This window comes from Amycolatopsis sp. CA-211722, from assembly GCF_056828465.1.
The window spans coordinates 7,143,333-7,159,646 of record NZ_CP184752.1; the positions used below are offsets into that span (position 1 = coordinate 7,143,333).

Annotated in this window: 19 protein-coding genes; 8 read left to right on the plus strand and 11 right to left on the minus strand. The window is 67.5% G+C overall.

Going from position 1 to position 16,314, the window contains the following annotated elements; genetic code table 11:
- Positions 1 to 45: 45 nt before the first annotated feature.
- The 5 genes from ACOCEP_RS33550 to ACOCEP_RS33570 all read right to left on the minus strand — a co-directional run bounded on the left by ACOCEP_RS33550 (position 46) and on the right by ACOCEP_RS33570 (position 5,576).
- Positions 46 to 804: a class I SAM-dependent DNA methyltransferase gene (locus ACOCEP_RS33550; RefSeq protein ID WP_482333310.1), complete on the minus strand. Its 759-nt coding sequence runs from the start codon at positions 802 to 804 to the stop codon at positions 46 to 48.
- Positions 805 to 876: 72 nt separating this feature from the next.
- Positions 877 to 2,388 (minus strand): aromatic amino acid lyase, encoded by a 1,512-nt coding sequence (locus tag ACOCEP_RS33555; RefSeq protein ID WP_482333311.1) that lies wholly within the window; start codon positions 2,386 to 2,388, stop codon positions 877 to 879.
- On the minus strand, positions 2,385 to 3,509 hold the full coding sequence (locus ACOCEP_RS33560; RefSeq protein WP_482333312.1) for an AMP-binding protein: 1,125 nt from the start codon (positions 3,507 to 3,509) through the stop codon (positions 2,385 to 2,387). Before ACOCEP_RS33560 ends, ACOCEP_RS33555 begins: the two co-directional genes overlap by 4 nt.
- Before the next feature lie 62 nt (positions 3,510 to 3,571).
- Positions 3,572 to 4,444, minus strand: a complete 873-nt coding sequence (rfbA, locus tag ACOCEP_RS33565; protein WP_482339868.1) for a glucose-1-phosphate thymidylyltransferase RfbA — start codon at positions 4,442 to 4,444, stop codon at positions 3,572 to 3,574.
- 358 nt (positions 4,445 to 4,802) lie between these two features.
- Positions 4,803 to 5,576, minus strand: a complete 774-nt coding sequence (locus ACOCEP_RS33570; RefSeq protein WP_482333314.1) for an alpha/beta fold hydrolase — start codon at positions 5,574 to 5,576, stop codon at positions 4,803 to 4,805.
- A 51-nt stretch (positions 5,577 to 5,627) separates the two neighbouring features.
- Between ACOCEP_RS33570 and ACOCEP_RS33575 the strand changes: the two genes are divergently transcribed.
- Both ACOCEP_RS33575 and ACOCEP_RS33580 read left to right on the plus strand, forming a co-directional pair.
- Positions 5,628 to 6,194 carry a GNAT family N-acetyltransferase gene (locus ACOCEP_RS33575; protein ID WP_482333315.1) on the plus strand — a complete coding sequence of 189 codons (567 nt, stop codon included), beginning with the start codon at positions 5,628 to 5,630 and terminating at the stop codon, positions 6,192 to 6,194.
- The gene (locus tag ACOCEP_RS33580; protein ID WP_482333317.1) at positions 6,191 to 6,817 is read left to right on the plus strand and encodes a LysE family translocator; all 627 of its coding nucleotides are present in this window, start codon (positions 6,191 to 6,193) and stop codon (positions 6,815 to 6,817) included. Before ACOCEP_RS33575 ends, ACOCEP_RS33580 begins: the two co-directional genes overlap by 4 nt.
- 23 nt (positions 6,818 to 6,840) lie before the next feature.
- Here ACOCEP_RS33580 and ACOCEP_RS33585 read toward each other — a convergent pair whose 3' ends face one another.
- Positions 6,841 to 7,899, minus strand: a complete 1,059-nt coding sequence (locus ACOCEP_RS33585; protein WP_482333319.1) for a cobalamin-independent methionine synthase II family protein — start codon at positions 7,897 to 7,899, stop codon at positions 6,841 to 6,843.
- Between the two features lie 255 nt (positions 7,900 to 8,154).
- Between ACOCEP_RS33585 and ACOCEP_RS33590 the strand changes: the two genes are divergently transcribed.
- The 6 genes from ACOCEP_RS33590 to ACOCEP_RS33615 all read left to right on the plus strand — a co-directional run bounded on the left by ACOCEP_RS33590 (position 8,155) and on the right by ACOCEP_RS33615 (position 12,594).
- Complete coding sequence (locus tag ACOCEP_RS33590) at positions 8,155 to 8,421, plus strand: DUF3040 domain-containing protein (protein ID WP_482333321.1); 267 nt, start codon at positions 8,155 to 8,157, stop codon at positions 8,419 to 8,421.
- Between the two features lie 61 nt (positions 8,422 to 8,482).
- Positions 8,483 to 8,908, plus strand: a complete 426-nt coding sequence (locus ACOCEP_RS33595; protein WP_482333322.1) for a YciI family protein — start codon at positions 8,483 to 8,485, stop codon at positions 8,906 to 8,908.
- Between the two features lie 10 nt (positions 8,909 to 8,918).
- Positions 8,919 to 9,971: a DNA polymerase IV gene (locus tag ACOCEP_RS33600; protein ID WP_482333324.1), complete on the plus strand. Its 1,053-nt coding sequence runs from the start codon at positions 8,919 to 8,921 to the stop codon at positions 9,969 to 9,971.
- A gap of 246 nt (positions 9,972 to 10,217) precedes the next feature.
- On the plus strand, positions 10,218 to 11,693 hold the full coding sequence (ahcY, locus tag ACOCEP_RS33605; RefSeq protein WP_482333326.1) for an adenosylhomocysteinase: 1,476 nt from the start codon (positions 10,218 to 10,220) through the stop codon (positions 11,691 to 11,693).
- A gap of 373 nt (positions 11,694 to 12,066) precedes the next feature.
- Positions 12,067 to 12,222, plus strand: a complete 156-nt coding sequence (locus ACOCEP_RS33610; RefSeq protein ID WP_007034891.1) for a DUF6131 family protein — start codon at positions 12,067 to 12,069, stop codon at positions 12,220 to 12,222.
- 150 nt (positions 12,223 to 12,372) lie between these two features.
- Positions 12,373 to 12,594, plus strand: coding sequence for a DUF2795 domain-containing protein (locus ACOCEP_RS33615; RefSeq protein WP_482333328.1), 222 nt, complete (start codon positions 12,373 to 12,375; stop codon positions 12,592 to 12,594).
- A gap of 157 nt (positions 12,595 to 12,751) precedes the next feature.
- On the opposite strand, the gene ACOCEP_RS33620 is transcribed toward ACOCEP_RS33615, so the two are convergent.
- The 5 genes from ACOCEP_RS33620 to ACOCEP_RS33640 form a co-directional block, all read right to left on the minus strand.
- Positions 12,752 to 12,964, minus strand: coding sequence for a hypothetical protein (locus ACOCEP_RS33620; RefSeq protein ID WP_482333329.1), 213 nt, complete (start codon positions 12,962 to 12,964; stop codon positions 12,752 to 12,754).
- A gap of 134 nt (positions 12,965 to 13,098) precedes the next feature.
- Positions 13,099 to 13,953: a non-homologous end joining protein Ku gene (gene ku / locus ACOCEP_RS33625; RefSeq protein WP_482333330.1), complete on the minus strand. Its 855-nt coding sequence runs from the start codon at positions 13,951 to 13,953 to the stop codon at positions 13,099 to 13,101.
- 118 nt (positions 13,954 to 14,071) lie between these two features.
- Positions 14,072 to 15,298, minus strand: coding sequence for a styrene monooxygenase/indole monooxygenase family protein (locus ACOCEP_RS33630; protein WP_482333331.1), 1,227 nt, complete (start codon positions 15,296 to 15,298; stop codon positions 14,072 to 14,074).
- A 25-nt stretch (positions 15,299 to 15,323) separates the two neighbouring features.
- Positions 15,324 to 15,941 carry a GTP-binding protein gene (locus ACOCEP_RS33635; protein WP_482333332.1) on the minus strand — a complete coding sequence of 206 codons (618 nt, stop codon included), beginning with the start codon at positions 15,939 to 15,941 and terminating at the stop codon, positions 15,324 to 15,326.
- Positions 15,916 to 16,299 (minus strand): DUF742 domain-containing protein, encoded by a 384-nt coding sequence (locus tag ACOCEP_RS33640; RefSeq protein WP_482333333.1) that lies wholly within the window; start codon positions 16,297 to 16,299, stop codon positions 15,916 to 15,918. The genes ACOCEP_RS33635 and ACOCEP_RS33640 overlap by 26 nt, the downstream gene beginning before the upstream one ends.
- Positions 16,300 to 16,314 lie beyond the last annotated feature (15 nt).

Here is a 16,314-nt window from a genome sequence, read left to right on the forward strand (position 1 = left end):
TCAGAGGCGGCTTTCGCATGCGAGTCGTCAAGGGGAACGCGGCGATCAGTCGCGCTGGGCGATCCACAGTCCCTGGGTGAACCTGCCGCCCGGCAGGAACTCCGCCCGGCAGCCCGCCGCGCGGAACGCGGCTTCGTAGTGCTCAGGCTCGAAGAAGGTCAGCGCCACGGTGTCGGTGAAATGCTGGATCCCCGACTTCAGATGGACACTGGCGTAGTGCACCACCATCCGTGCCTGGTCGGCGCGGTCGGGATGGTAAGTGGAATGCGAGGCGCGGAAGATCTTCCATTCGCCGGCCTCGATGAGATCGGTGGCCACATAGCCTTCGGTGAACTGTTCCGTGGTGCGCCAGGGCTCGACGACCAGCACCCCGCCGGGTTCCAGATGCCGGACGAAACAGTCGACCATCGCCTGAAGTTCGGCCGCCGAATCCAGATGCGGGACGGCGAACATACAGGTGATGACGTCGAACTTCGCGCCGGCGTCGAAGTCGCGCATGTCGCCCCGCAGGATGTCCAGCCCGGGCATCCGCCGGCGCGCGAAGGCCAGCATGTCCGCGGACTGGTCCAGCCCGACCACCCGGTCGAAGAGCCGCACCGAGTGCTCGAGGTGCAGTCCGGTGCCGCACGCGACGTCGAGCAGGGACGACGCGCCGGGGTTGCGCTCCCGGGCCAGCCTGGCCACGTCCGCCGCCTCGGCGGCGTAATCCTTGGGCCGGTTGCGCATGAGAAGGTCGTAGACCTCGACGTAACCGTTCTCGTACATCCATTCCCTCTTCTCGCGGCCGCCGGGATGGCGGGCCATCCGGACCCGACCTGGGGCCGTGCCGGCAAGTCATGCTCGCGGTCTCCGCGAACATGACTTGCCGGACACCGCCTAGGCGAGCAGCTCCGCCGCGTGCCGCGAAAGCAGGTCGCGGGCCGCGCGGACCTCGGCCGCCATCGGGCGGTCGGCCTCCAGCGGCGGCGAGAGTTCGGCGAGTTCCGCCCAGACACCCGAGGTCTCCGGCTCGTGCCCGGTCATGACCGCGAGCTGGGCGACGCCGAGGGCGAGCGAACCCATGACGAGCCAGCCGAGCTCGAGCGCGTCCGAGACACCGTTCGCGCCGTTCAGGGCCATGGGGACGTGGTCCTGGTTCCACCCGTTGGTGGGCAGGGTGGTCAGCGAAGCCGGGTACACCAGCTGCCGGATCCGGGAGACGAACGACGTCGCGCTGATGTGCACACCCGCGACACCGCAGCCGCGGCCCGCACGGGGGGTCAGCATCATCGGCAGGTCGCCGTTGGTGGCGGGGGACAACAGCAGCCCGATCTGACGCTCGGCCAGGTACGCGGCCATGTGGACGGCGAGGCCCATCTGGTCCGACGCCAGACCGACCGGCATGGCATGGAAGTTGCCCCCGTGCAGGACGTCACCTTCGAAGGCGATCGGGTTGTCCTGGCAGCCGTCGACCTCGCGGGCCAGTACGTCTCCCGCGCTGGTCAGCTGGTCGAGCACGGCGCCGAGCACCTGCGGGACACAGCGGAGGCTGTACGGCTCCTGCAGCGCGCGCTTGTCGTTCCAGGTGTGGCCCTCGGGCAGTTCGTCACGGATCCAGCCCGCGACGATGTGCTGACCGTTCTGGTTGCGGGCCACCGCGTGCCCGGCGGCGTAGTGCTCGGGGTTCGCGCCGAGCAGCGTGGCGAGACGTCCGGCCAGCAGGGCGCCCGCGCGGACCAGCCGCACGGCGGACTGGTGGTTCTCGATGGAGACCGCCAGGCTCACCCCGGTCCCGTTGACGAAGGCGAGCGCTTCCCGGACCGGCCAGTCGAAGGTGCCGGACCCCAGCGAGGCGAGCGACTCCGTCGCCGGACGAGTCCCCCAGCGGCCCTGCTTGTCGCGCTCCCATGCCTCGCCGTGCCCGGTGAAGGTGAGCGCCGCGTGCGCCATCGGCTGCAGGTCGCCACTCGCGCTCACCGTGCCGTCACGCGGGATCGCCGGGGTGAAGCCCTTGTTGTGCAGGTCGGCCAGCTTCTGCCAGAACTCCGGCGAGACGGACGAGAATCCCTTCCGCATGTTCTGCAGGCGCAGCCACATCACCAACCGGGACGTGTCCGGCGACAACAGCTGTCCCTGCCCGGTGCCCAGATGGGAGATGAGCGAGCTGCCCTGTTCCAGTTCGGATTCCGCGCCGTAGAGCACCAGCGGGCCGAATCCCTGCGTGAGCCCGTAGATCGGCTTGCCCGACTCGAGGGTGTCGTCGATCGTCTTGGTGGCGGTCGCCATGCGGGTGATCTCTTCTTCGGTGCACGGCTCGAGCCGTCCGTCCCACTCCGCCTTACGGACGATATCCGCCAAGTAGGCGAAGCTCGCCAGCTCCAGGCTCGCGTGCTCCACGATCTGCGTCACGGTGCTGAAACCTCCACATTCGCTGCGTTCGAAGACTGGTCATGTCGTAATTTGCCCAGGGCGGACCGCTCGATCCGGGGCACGCTGTACACCCGTTTCGGGCGCACGCCCAGTTGCCCGAAGGCCGGATTGAGATCCACATCGGACAGTTCGGTACCGGGTTCGAGCACCACCAGCAGCTCCAGGTGCTCCCCGATCATGTCGTCGGTGATCGGCCGCAAGGCGAGGTCCACGCAGTCGAGCACGGAGCGCATCGCGTGCTCGGCCTCGTCCAGGTTGATCCGGCGGCCGTTCACCTTGACCAGCCGGCCACGCCGGCCGACCAGCCGGAAGCCCCGCTCCCCCAGCCGCACGATCCGATCGTCGGCCTCCCAGGTCGGCGGGGCCGCTTCGCCGGGGCGGAAAGCCAGCCGGGGGCTGCGTACCACGAGCGGAATCTCCTCGCCCGATGCCGGGGCCTCGTCGGCGAAGGTCACGTCCGGGAAAAGAGTCCACTCCGGAGGTTCACCCTCGCGCCAGCGGCGGGTCGCGACACCGCCTGCCTCGGTCGATCCCATGACTTCGACGATCAGCGCCCGCTCTGGACCGGTCTTCTCCAGGAACTCGCCCGCGGTGGCCGGGAGCATGGCGCCGCCGTACATCACGGTGATGTGCTCCAGGCCGCGGACCCAGTCCAGATGCTCCAGCAGCAGCCGGAAGATCCACGGTGTCGCCATCACCACGACCCTGCCCTGCTCGATCTTCGGCATGGCACCGAAGAAGTTCGACCGGTACCAGACCGGGACACCGAGGTGGGCCGGAACCAGTGTGGTCACCAACGCGCCGTAGAGATGTGTCGGCGGGACGAACGAGACCACGGCGCCCGGGCGTTCCGGCGCGACGAAGCCCGCGAGCATCCCCGCTTCCAGCCAGATCCGCTCCCGATACCGTCGCCAGGTCCGGCTGGGGCCGGTGGTGCCCGAGGTGTGGAAATCAACGGTCGGCGCCAGCGTCCGGTTCACCAGCTCCTCGGCGGCCGAGGTGTCCGGATCCCACCGAGCCGTCCACGAGCCGTCCACCACCTCCTGCGCGGTGAACCCGAGCGACAGCAGCCGCTCCGGAGAAAACTCCGTATAGCTCACAGAAACTCCCTTTGCGATCCGCTCCGCGCGGACAGGTTGATCGACGACCGGGCCGCGGGCTCTCAGCCCAGTGTCTCGGCGACCTGCATGAGGTACTGGCCGTATTCCGAACTCTTCAGTTCGACACCGAGCCGGTGGCACGTCTCGGCGTCGATGTAGCCCATGCGCAGCGCGATCTCCTCCAGGCAGGCCACCCGGATCCCTTGCCGCTTCTCGATGACCTGGACGTACTGGCTGGCGGCCAGCAGCGAGTCGTGCGTGCCGGCGTCCAGCCACGTGAAGCCTCGTCCGAGCCTGCACAACTGTGCCCGGCCGAGTTTCAAGTACTCCCGGTTCAGGTCGGTGATCTCCAGCTCTCCGCGAGGAGAGGGCTCCAGGCCGCGCGCGATCTCCACCGCGTCCGAATCGTAGAAATAAAGACCGGTGATCGCATTGTCCGAACGGGGCCGCAACGGCTTTTCCTCGAGCGAGACGAGCGCGCCGCGCTCATCGGTCTCACCGATCCCGTATCGCTCCGGGTCGGAAACCGGATAGCCGAACAGCGTGCAGCCGTCGAGCCGTTCACGAGATGCCCGCAGAATGCGCGGAAAACCCGCGCCGTGAAAGATGTTGTCACCGAGAATCAGCGCCGACGGCCCCCCGTCGACATGATCCGCGCCGATAAGGAGCGCCTCCGCGATGCCGCGCGGCTCCTGCTGCTCCGCGTAGGTGATCTCCAGACCGATCTGGGAGCCGTCACCGAGCAGGTTCCGAAGCGGCGGAACACTCTGCGGGGTGGAGATCACCAGGATTTCCCGGATACCGGCCAGCATCAGCACCGAAAGCGGGTAGTACACCATCGGCTTGTCGTAAATGGCGAGCAGCTGCTTGGACGTCCCCTTCGTCAGGGGATGCAGCCGGGTGCCATTGCCACCGGCAAGGATAATTCCCTTCATCACCGACCCGTTTCGTCGATCGAATATTTTCATCGCCACCGCGCACGATTCAAGGAACGCGCGAAACGGGCGAGATTCGATTACAACACTTCCAACACTCCAGTGCGTAAATACCGATCAGAAAAGCCCGGCATTCGCATTACCGACGCTACACCTCCGACCGGAGCACGCCAAGACATCCGGCGCGTCCCGCCAGCGAGACAGGACACAACGCGACCCTCTCGTCGAATACCCGAAACTTTCCGGGAATATAGCGGAATTCATCCTTCGCGCACCTCGCCCGACAGCAAACATGAATGATATTCACATTTGCCGCGCCACCGCGCCCGTCATGTCCGAACACCCGCGGGGCGGCCGCTCACAAGCCGGTCAGGAACTCCGTCACAGCGGCCCGGAACTCGGCCGGCGCCTCCAGCCAGGGCACGTGCCCGACGTCCTCGAACCGCACGCGCCGCACCGACGGCAAGGCCTGCTCCAAGGAGTCGACGGCCCACCGAGGCCGGTTGTCGGCCATGCCGTCCACGATCAGCGTCGGTACCCGCAGCGACTCGCACGCCGAGACCAGCTCCGGCTCCGGCACGGCCCGCATCTCCTCACTGAGCACCCTGTTCGCCTCGTAGTTCACCGGGAACCAGGGCGTCGCCATCGCTTCGGCATGACGCGCGCCGTCGGACACGAAATCGGCCGTCCACTGCCGAACCGCGCGTGCGCGCCCGTCACCGCGCGGCTTCTCTCCCACCATCCGATCGGAGTTCCGTTCGAACTCCGCGTGCCATTCGTGACCGAGCCCGACGCCGGACACGTACACGAGCGCGCTCACCCGGTCCGGTCGCGCGAGCGCGTAGAGGAGACCGAGATGCGCACCCCACGAATGGCCGAGAACCGGGACACGGTCGAGGCCGTGCCACTCGCGGACGGCGTCGACGTCGGCGACCATCCGTTCGAGCGTGTACGGACCACGCACTTCCGAACGCCCGGCACCGCGCTGATCCCACCGGACAAGCCGGAAACGCGGTCCGAGATCGAGGGTGCCGAACATGTCCCACAGGCCCGGGCCGCCGTGACAGCACAGAATGGGTTCACCCCGGCCACGCGACGAGGTCCACAGCTCGCAGCCGTCATCGGTGATCATCACGCGATTATCCGGTAGGCGTGGCCGCGGTCGTTGGCTATCTTCCGCGACATGACGACGGACACGCCGCCGCAGCGGACGGCCACCCTCGCCGACGCTCCCGCCATCGCGGCGCTGATGCGGGCCTCGGTGCTGGAGTTGTTCCCCCGGTTCTACGACGAACGGCAGACCGCGAGCGCGGCGGACCACATCGCACGCCTCGACCTGCGGTTGATCGAAGACGGCACCTACTTCGTGCACGAGGCGGACGGCGAGATCGTCGCCTGCGGCGGCTGGAGCAGACGCAACAAGACCCACGCGGGCGCCGGCGACGCCTCGGACGACGACCGGCCGCTCGATCCGGCCACCGAACCCGCTCGGGTGCGCGCCATGTTCGTCCGCGGCGACTGGACACGCCGCGGTCTCGGGCGCGCGATCCTCGAGTCGTGCCGGCTCGCCGCGAAGGCCGAGGGCTTCACCTCGCTGACCCTGACCGCGACCCTGCCCGGTGTCCCCTTGTACCGGTCGTTCGGCTTCACCGAAGTGGAACGGGTGACCGTCACGACCCCCGACGGCGTCGACGTCCCGGGCGCCGTGATGGCCAGGGACATCGACGAGCCGGATAGCATCCGAACATGATCTCCGGGGCCACCGCACTCTCGTTCGTCTTGATCTGCCTGCTCGGCGCGATGGCGCCGGGCCCGGATTTCCTCGTGGTGACCCGCACCGCGATCCTCGGTGGGCGCAAGGCCGGGATCGCCGCCGGGCTCGGTATCGCGCTCGGCGTCTTCGGCTGGGTGGTCGCGATCGCGCTCGGGGTCGCCGCGATCCTCACCGCGTCGGCCATCGCTTTCACCGTGGTGAAGCTGATCGGCGCCGGGTACCTCATTTACCTCGGCGTCAAGGCGTGGCTGGCGGTGCGCCGCGGCGACTACAGCGAACTGAAGGACAGGGTGGCGCCCGCCGTCTCGCCCAAGGAGGCGTTCCGGCAGGGGCTGCTCACCAATCTGTTCAACCCGAAGGTCGCGATGTTCTTCCTCGCGCTGATCCCCCAGTTCCTCCCGCATTCGGCCTCGACCGCGCAAACCCTGCAACTGGCCGTGCTGGCCACCGCGGTCGCCGTCGTCTGGACCTTCGTCCTGGCGACGCTGGTCGGTTCACTGCGGAGGTTCTTCAGCTCCGGCAGGGTGCGCCGCGCGATGGACGCGGTGATGGGCACCTTCCTGGTCGGCCTCGGCATCCGGGTCGCGGTGCAGAACTGACCGAAGGCGCCCATCACACGACGTCAGAGGGATTCGGCGGCGAGGCGCGTACCTTCGACCCGGGCGGCGATCTTGGCGAACGCGGTGTCCCGCGACGTCGAGGTGTCGTCGGCGAACGGTGAGAAACCGCAGTCGTCACAGGTACCCAGCCGGTCCGGCGAGATGTACCGCGCCGCCTGGAGAACCCTGTCCCTGACCTCTTCGGCGGTTTCGACGCGCGGGTCGATCGGGTCGGTCACGCCCACGAACACCCGCTGCTCCGGGCGGGAGTGCTCGGCGATCACCCGCAGTGCCCGCTCGGGATCGGCCTCGCTGGCCAGCTGGACGTAGACGTTGCCCACTTTCAGCTCGAACAACGTCGGCAGGAGTCCGGCGTAGTCGACGTCCAGGCTGTGCACGGAGTCCTGGTCCCCGCCAGGGCAGGTGTGCACGCCGATCTTCTTCCGCTCCTCCTCGGAGAACCGGTCCAGTACGGCGTTGTTCAAGTCCACAAAGGACTTCAGCAGGCCGCCGGACGGATCGAGCTTGAGCGACAACCGGCCCTCGGTGAAGTCGATCTGGACGCTGTCCGCACCCGCGTCGAGACTGCGGCGGATGTCGGCCTCGGCCTCGTTCACCAGGTCGGCGGTGAACTGTTCCTTGTCGTATCCGGCCAGTTCTTCACCGGGATAGACGAGGCTGATCGCCGAAGCCGCGATCACCGCTTGTTTCACCGGCCGGGTCGCGTACTTCTTGGCCTCACGCAGGTAGGCGTCGGCGTAGGTCTGGTAGCGGAACGGCCCGGCGGTCAGCCGCGGAAGCTGCCGGGTGTGCCCGTCGGCGAACGGGATGACGACGCCGTCCGGCGCCAGCGAAGTGAGGCCCGCCAAGGGATACGTGGCGAAACTCGGCTTACCCTGTTCGCCGTCGCTGACGACCGGCGAGCCGGTCTCCTCCAGCCGCTTGATGGTCTCCCCAAGAGCTTTTTCCTGAGCCTCGCCGAGCCCGTCGGTGTCGAGCCGTCCGGCAGCGTGCTCACCGAGCGCTTCGATGAGATAGCCGGGACGGGGGATACTGCCGATCGGTTCGGTGGGTATGGTCATCGCTCGCGTCCTCCCAGATGGCGCAGCCGCGGCCGCCCTGGCCACGCGCGTGGAAACTACCGAGTTCCCCCCTTCCTTGACGATCTTTCAGCGCGCCAAGACCCCCAATGGCGCAATGCTTAGGACCAGGAAGGATTTTCGTTCACGAGCCGTATAGGTCGTTATACGAAGCTCGGCGAAATTCGATGCTTATCCGGCCTTCCTCCTGGGTATTCCGTGGGTGTCGACGGCCGGGGCGCGCCGAAGGAGAAACCGATGCTGAGCCATCACGATCGGCAAGAGCTGGAGAAGATCGAGCGCTGGTTCGAGCTCACCGAGCCGGCGCTGGCCGCGCGGCTCCGGTCCGGCAAGCCGGCCCGATCCCCCTTGCTTCGCTTGGCCCTCGTTCTCAGCCTCGACATCACCGCGGGACTGCTCATGCTGCTCGGCATCGTGGTGAACAGCCCAGCCCTGCTCCTGATGGGAATGATCACCGTGACCGCGGCGGTGATCGTGCATCTTTCCCGGTTCGGGCGCGCCTGATCGTCTTCCCGCTCGCCGGTAGAGTCCGGGCGATACGTCCGGTTCACTGGGAGGAAGACGCATGCGTTTCATGATCATCATCAAGGCCGACGAGGACTCCGAAGCCGGGAAGATGCCGCCGATGGAGGCGTTGACCGCCATGGCGAAGTTCAACCAGGAGATGCTCGACGCCGGGGTGCTGGTCGGCGGCGAAGGCCTGCAGGAGAGCTCGAAGGGCGCACGGGTCACCCTCACCCCGGCCGGGGCCACCGTCACCGATGGCCCGTTCACCGAAGCCAAGGAACTCGTCGGCGGGTTCTGGATCGTCGACGTCCCTTCGCGCGCCGAGGCGATCGAGTGGGCGAAGCGCTGCCCCACTCCCCCGACCGGCGACACCGTGCTCGAGATCCGCAAGATCCTCGAAGCCGAGGATTTCGGCGACAACTTCACCCCCGAACTGCAGGAGAACGAGCAGCGGATGCGCGACGAGATCGCCGATCGGTCCTAAGCTCGGTGGCATGGCCGCCGGGAAGTGGGTGCTTCACGTCGACCTCGACCAGTTCATCGCGGCGGTCGAGGTCGCCCGGCGGCCTGAGCTGCGCGGCAAGCCCGTCGTCGTCGGCGGTACGGGCGATCCCACGGAGCGGGCCGTGGTGGCGACGGCGTCGTACGAGGCGCGGGAGTTCGGCATCAGGTCCGGGATGCCCCTGCGAACCGCCGCGAAACGCTGCCCTGACGCGATCTTCCTCGCCACCGACGCGCCCGCGTACCAAGAGGTCTCCGATCGGGTGATGGCGACACTGCGGGAATTCCCCGTGGTCGTCGAAGTGCTCGGCTGGGACGAAGCGTTCCTCGGCGTCACCACCGACGATCCCGAAGCCCTCGCCGCCGACATCCGGCGGGAAGTGGCCGGGGAAACCGGGCTTTCCTGCTCCGTCGGCATCGGCGACAACAAGCTGCGCGCCAAACTCGCCACCGGATTCGCCAAACCGGCGGGGATCTTCCGCCTCGTCCAGGACAACTGGTGGGACGTCATGGCCGAACGGCCGACGGACGCCCTGTGGGGCATCGGCACCAAGACCACGAAGAAGCTCGCCGAAGCCGGCTACCACACCGTGCTGGAACTGGCGGGCGCCGATCCGGCGGACCTCGCGTCCCGGTTCGGTCCGAAGCTCGGCCCCTGGTACCGGATCCTCGCCGGCGGGATCGGTGACGCCGAGGTCACCGCCACGCCGTACGTCGCGCGATCCCGTAGCCGCGAGACGACCTTTCAGCAGAACATCACCGATCCGGAGGCCATGGCCGCGGAGGTCGTCGCGCTGGCGAAACGGGTCTCGCAGGACGTCGCCGAGGAGGGCAGGCCCGCGGCCAGGGTCGCGGTCAAGGTGCGGTTCGCCCCGTTCCAGACCCATACGCACAGCATGACCCTGCCCGCCCGGACCTCCGATCCCGCCGAAATCGAACAGGCGGCCCTGGCCGTGCTCGACATGTTCGACCTCGGCCGTCCGGTCCGCCTGCTGGGCGTCCGCGCCGAATTCCTCTCGGCTGCGGAGCGATCCGTGTCGCCTTGACAGCGCTCGCGGCGCTTTGCCATTCTTGGTTCCGGGTCGAGAGGCGCTGCGACGGAATTCTTCCGCCACGCTCGGCCCGCCGCGACAGACGTAAGGGCGCCTCCCACAGTGGAGGTGCCTTTGTTGCGTCCGAACCCTTTTCCGGCCTTCGAGGCCGAGCACTGAATCCCCCGCACTGACACCGTCCTTCCCGCCACCGGCGAAAAGGACCGCTCCGCCCTGCCTTCCTTGATGATTGGAGAACCCATGAGCCCGACCCTGTCCAAGGTCAACGGGATCGAATTCGCCGTCGCCGACCTTTCCCTGGCCGAGGCCGGCCGCAAGCAGCTGCGCCTCGCCGAGGTCGAGATGCCCGGTTTGATGGCGCTGCGCCGCGAATACGCCGACTCGCAGCCGCTGAAGGGCGCACGGGTCGCGGGTTCGCTGCACATGACCGTGCAGACCGCCGTGCTGATCGAGACGCTCGTCGCGCTGGGCGCCGAAGTGCGCTGGGTGTCCTGCAACATCTTCTCCACGCAGGACGAGGCGGCCGCGGCCGTCGTCGTCGGCCCGGACGGCACCGTCGAGAACCCGTCGGGCTCCTCGGTTTTCGCATGGAAGGGGGAGACCCTCGCCGAGTACTGGTGGTGCACCGACCAGCTCTTCGACTTCGGTGACGGACGCCTCCCGAACATGATCCTGGACGACGGTGGCGACGCGACCCTGCTGATCCACAAGGGTGTCGAGTTCGAGGCCGCGGGCGCCGTCCCGCAGGCGACCGAGGAAGACGGCGAGGAGTACGGCCTCGTGCTGGAGACCCTGCGCGAAAGCCTCGGCCGCGACACCGGCCGGTTCACCCGGATCGCCAAGGAGGTCCGCGGGGTCACCGAGGAGACCACCAACGGCGTCAAGCGGCTCTACAAGCTCGCCAAGGAAGGCGAGCTGCTCTTCCCGGCGATGAACGTGAACGACTCCGTGACGAAGTCGAAGTTCGACAACAAGTACGGCATCCGCCACTCGCTCATCGACGGTCTCAACCGCGGCACCGACGTGATGATCGCGGGCAAGGTCGCGGTCGTCTGCGGCTACGGCGACGTCGGCAAGGGCGCCGTGGAATCGCTGCGCGGCCAGGGCGCCCGCGTGGTCGTCACCGAGATCGACCCGATCTGCGCGCTGCAGGCGGCGATGGAGGGCCTCGACGTCGTGGAACTCGACGACGTCGTCGGGCGGGGCGACATCTTCATCACCACCACCGGCAACTTCGACATCATCATGGCCGACCAGATGGCCAACATGAAGCACAACGCGATCGTCGCGAACGTGGGGCACTTCGACAACGAGATCGACATGGCCGGCCTCGCGAAGATCCCGGGCATCCAGAAGATCGAGGTCAAGCCGCAGGTGCACGAGTGGGTCTTCCCCGCGACGGCGGACCGCGAGGCGCACTCGATCATCGTGCTGTCCGAGGGCAGGCTGATGAACCTCGGGAACGCGACCGGCCACCCGAGCTTCGTGATGTCGAACTCCTTCACCAACCAGACGATCGCGCAGATCGAGCTGTTCACGAAGCAGGGTGAATACACCACCGACGTCCACGTGCTGCCGAAGCACCTCGACGAGAAGGTGGCCCGCCTGCACCTCGACGCGCTGGGCGTCCGGCTGACGAAGCTGACCAAGCGCCAGGCCGAGTACATCGGCGTGGACGTCGAGGGCCCGTACAAGCTGGACCACTACCGGTACTGAGTGCTTCACGCCTCGTGAGCACTTGCTGATGGCAGTACGTGAAGGACCCCTTCCTTGCGCCTAGCGCAAGGAAGGGGTCCTTCACGTACTTGGGCGGGGTGTGAAGGTCGAGTTTCCTCGGCTGAGCCGAGGGAAGGGGGCCTTCACGCGCAGTCGTTGTGGCTGCTGATGCGCAGGAGGCGGACGTGGTGCTTACCAAGTCCGTGCCGCTCCAGCCGTCCTTACCGCTCACGAGGTCAAGCGGTCACTAGGCCGAATGCGTGAAAACTTCGGCCGGATGGACCTGTTTCTCACCGGTTCGAGCGGGAATCCCCTTAGTAGCCACACCCCGGCAGCACGTGGGCCGGGCGACTACGAAGGAGAAGGTGTTCCCGTGATCATTCTCGGCGTCATCCTGATTGTCGTCGGTGTCATCGCCAGCATCCCCGTCCTGTACTCGATCGGGATCGCGCTGGCGGTCATCGGCATCATCCTGGCCGTTCTCGGGAACACCGGGAAGGCCATCGGCGGTCGCGCCCACTGGTACTGAGCACCGGACCGAAACCGGTACCCGTGCCCCCGGTACCGGCGCTGAAAGCGGCCCGGGCACCCGGCGTTCCCCTCACGCCGGGTGCCCGGGCCGTTTTCGTTCCCCGATCGCCGGGTATCCGCCGCGAACGAGGAGAAGGAGGGAGAGCCGATGCCAGGGACGGACCCTCGCCCGTACTTGACGGGCGCGAAGTACCCGTGTGGACGCGACGAACTCCTACGGGCCGCCGCGGCGGCCGGAGCGGGCGACGACGTCCTGGGCCCTCTGGGCACGCTGCCCGCGCGTGACTACGCGGACGGAGAGGGTGTCTGGGAGGCCGTACGCTCCTACAACGGGGCGCCGATCCACGACACCGCCAAGGAAGCGCCGTGACATGAAGGGGTCCCCCGGCTCCGAGGGGGAGGGAGAGCCGGAGGACCCCGTCATAGTTAACACATTCCCGGCCGAGATGTACACGAACGCATACACTTTCGAGTGGCAATCGGGCACGATCTCCCGATGGGGGCCGGAGTGGTGTATTGGCCGCCGGTCAAGAAGCTCGCAGCAGCAGCCGGGCCGCCATCTCCGCGCACGAGCAGCCTCCGTCGACGTCGAAACAGTCGATCGTCAGCGTGTGCCGGGAGAAGTCGAGGTCGACGCAGCCGTCTTCGCTGCATTCGGTGAAACCACCGTCGACGTGGACCACCAGGGTCCCGTGGCAGTGATCGAGCCCGCCGGCGCAGAACGCGCACTCCAGGTTCATGCCGCCTCCCGCGATCAGGTCGAAGTTCTCCTCGATTGCCTTACTACCACCGAGGGGCGACAAATCCTGGCATGCACGCGGCGTGTCGGGTCACCCGGCGGGTGACACCGGGCACAACAGTCCACAAAGGAGGGTCAGGCGCTCTTCGGTGTCCGCTTGGCCGACGCGGGCTTCTTGGCAGCCGTGGTCTTCTTGGCGGCCGTGGGCTTCCGGCTCTTCTTCGCCTCGCTCACACTGGCCTGCAAGGCTTCCATGAGGTCGACGACGTCGGCCTTCGCGCCGACGGCCTTCGGTTTCGTCGTCTGGCTGCCCGCGGCCTTGGCCTCGATCATGGCTTCCAGTGCCTCGCGGTACGAATCGCTGTACTTCTCCTGCTCGAACACCGGCTCCGAGAGCGAGTCGATCAGTGAGCCGGCCATCGTCAGCTCCTGCGGCCGTACCTGCGGCGGATCGTCGTGCAGGAACCCGAAATCGGGGACACGGACCTCGTCGGGCCACAGCATCGTCGTCATCGTCAGGACATCGCTGTGGACCCGCAGGATCGCGAGCGTCTCCCGTTGGCGGATGGCCACCTTCGCGACCGCCACGTGGCTCGCCTTCTGCAGCGCGTCACGCAGGACCACGTACGGCTTCACGGCGTTCTTCTGCGGTTCGAGGTAGTAGGTCTTGTCGAACTGGATCGGGTCGATGGACTCCAGCGGCACGAACTCGAGCACGTCGATCGCCCGCGAGGACGCCAGCGGCAGCTCGGACATGTCCTCGTCGGTGAGCACCACCATCTCGCCGTCGGGCAGTTCGTAGCCCTTGGCGATCTCGGCGTAGGGCACTTCCTCGCCGTCGATCGTGCAGAACCGCTTGTACTGGATCCGGCCGCCGTCGGCCTCGTGCACCTGGCGCAGCGAGACGTTCTTGTTCTCGGTGGCCGCGTAGAGCTGGATCGGGATGCTCACCAGCCCGAAGGACACCGAGCCCTTCCACATCGAACGCATCGAGCCGCACCTCCGCTGCCGTCACCGACCGTACTCACACACGGTGACCACGGTAGCCCGAAACGGCGCACCGCGACAGCCCCGCGAACTCGATCGCGGGACCGTCGCGGTCCTGGAATCAGACCTCGGCCAGGTACTTCTCGGCTTTCGCGGGGTCCAGGAACCAGTGCTGGAAATCGGTCGGATCGGAGAACCCGTTCGCGAACCGCTGCGCCACGGCCGGCTTCTCCCCCGCCGCGCCGATGATCTGGAGCACGTGCGGGGGCGGCGGCTGCAGCATCGCGTTGGTCCAGATCGTCACGTGCTGGGCGTACTCCCAGTACTTCTCGAACGACGCGGACATCCACTCCTCGTCGAACGGCTTGTCGCCGCGTTCGAGGATCGAGTCCAGATAGGACGCCGCGCAGTGGCTCGCGTTGTTCGAGCCCTGGCCGGTGATCGGGTCGTTGGCCACCACGACGTCGGCCATGCCGAGCACCGCGGTCCCCGAGTCGAGCTTGCCGACCGCGTTCCGCACGACCGGCGTGTACCCGCCCGCCAGCGTCGCCTTGCCGTCGGTCAGTACGGCGTTCCGGGACCGCTCGTACTCCCACGGGAGGAACTGCTTCATCAGCGACAGGATCCGGTCGAGATGCTGCTGCGGCGTCGGCCGGTCGTCCCAGCAGTCGAGCGGGCCACCCGGGACCCCCTCGAAGAACAGGATGTCGCAGTTCCCGCTCAGCGTGTACGCGGGGATCATGAACAGTTCGCCCACACCGGGGATGATGTTGAACCGCACCGCCGCCTTGTCCGGGTGCTCGGGCCGTCGCTCGACCCCGTGCACGTAGGCCAGCGAAAGCGCGCGCTGGGGTTCGGTGTAGGGCGAGCGCTCCGGGATCCGGTCGAACAGCTGGACCAGCTCGCCCTTGCCCGCCGCGATGACGACCAGGTCGTACAGCTTCGCCAGCGGCGCCAGATCCGAGGTGGTGACCCCGTGGATGACGACCTTGCCGCCGCGTTCCTCCACCAGCTCCAGCCAAGCGGCCATCTTCACCCGTTGGTCGACCGACTGCGCGTAGTGCTCAAGCGGCCCGAACCAGTCCAGCACCCGGCTGGAGTCCGGTCCGGCGATCGAAACCCCGAGCCCCTCGACCCTGACGGTCTCTTCCTCCCACAGGTTCAGCTTGTGGTCCCGCTCGTGCTGCAGAGCGGAGTGGAACATGCACTGGGTCGACATCACCTTGCCGGACCGGATCTCGTCCGGCGTCCGCGCCGACATCACCGTGACGTCGTAGTCGTGCGCGAGCAGGCTCAAGGCCAGCTGCAAGCCCGACTGCCCGGCACCGACGATCAGAACCTTGCGCATCCTCTGTGTTCCTCCCAGAACCCGTTCAGCCAAGTGAGGCGAATTCCCGCCCTGGCCCGGAGACCACGGCGAGGGACAACGTGTGCGACACCAGTTCCTGCAGCGTCGCGACCGCTGACTTCGGGTCGCGGGCGTCGCAGGTGACCAGCGGGATGTCCGGGGACAGCGCCAGCGCGTCGCGCACCTCTTCGAGGTCGTGCACCGGCATGCCCTCGAACTGGTTGACCGCGACGATGAACGGCAGCTCGGAGTCGTTCTCGAAGTAGTTGATCGCGGCGAACGACTGGTCGATCCGGCTGGTGTCGACCAGCACGACGGCGCCGAGCGCGCCCCGCGAGAGGTCGTCCCAGAGGAACCAGAACCGGGCCTGTCCTGGCGTGCCGAACAGGTACAGGAGCAGGTCTTCACGCAGGGTGATCCGGCCGAAGTCCATCGCGACCGTGGTGGTGGATTTGGTTCCGGGCGGCACCAGCTCGTCGACGCCGGCACCCGCCTCGGTCATCCAGGCCTCGTTGCTCAGCGGCGGGACCTCGGAGACGGAGCCGACGAAGGTCGTCTTGCCCACGCCGAATCCACCGGCGACCACGATCTTGGCGGAAATCGCCAGCAGACTGGGGTCAGACCGGGAGGCGCTTGAGTCCATCGAGGATCCTCTCGAGCACGTTCGTATCGTGGTTGTAGGCGTGGGCCGTCGGGTGCACGAAGACGGCGCCCTGGGTGGCGAGGTCGCCGACGAGCACCCGGACCACGCCCAGTGGCAGATCCAGTCCCACCGAAAGCTCGGCGATCGAGGAGCGGTCCCGGGCGCGCTCGTACAGCGAGCGCGATTCGGGCATCAGCGCCTCGGCCAGTGACGGGTCGTACCGCGGGACCGAGATCAGGGTCTCCACCAGCAGCAGCTGGCTGCTCTTGGTCCGGCCGCCGGTCAGCGCGTACGGCCGGATTCTGCGGCTGCGCATCTTGCCGGGCCGGTCCGGAGATTGGTCGCTGGACACGGTCATCCCTTCCTTCTCCGG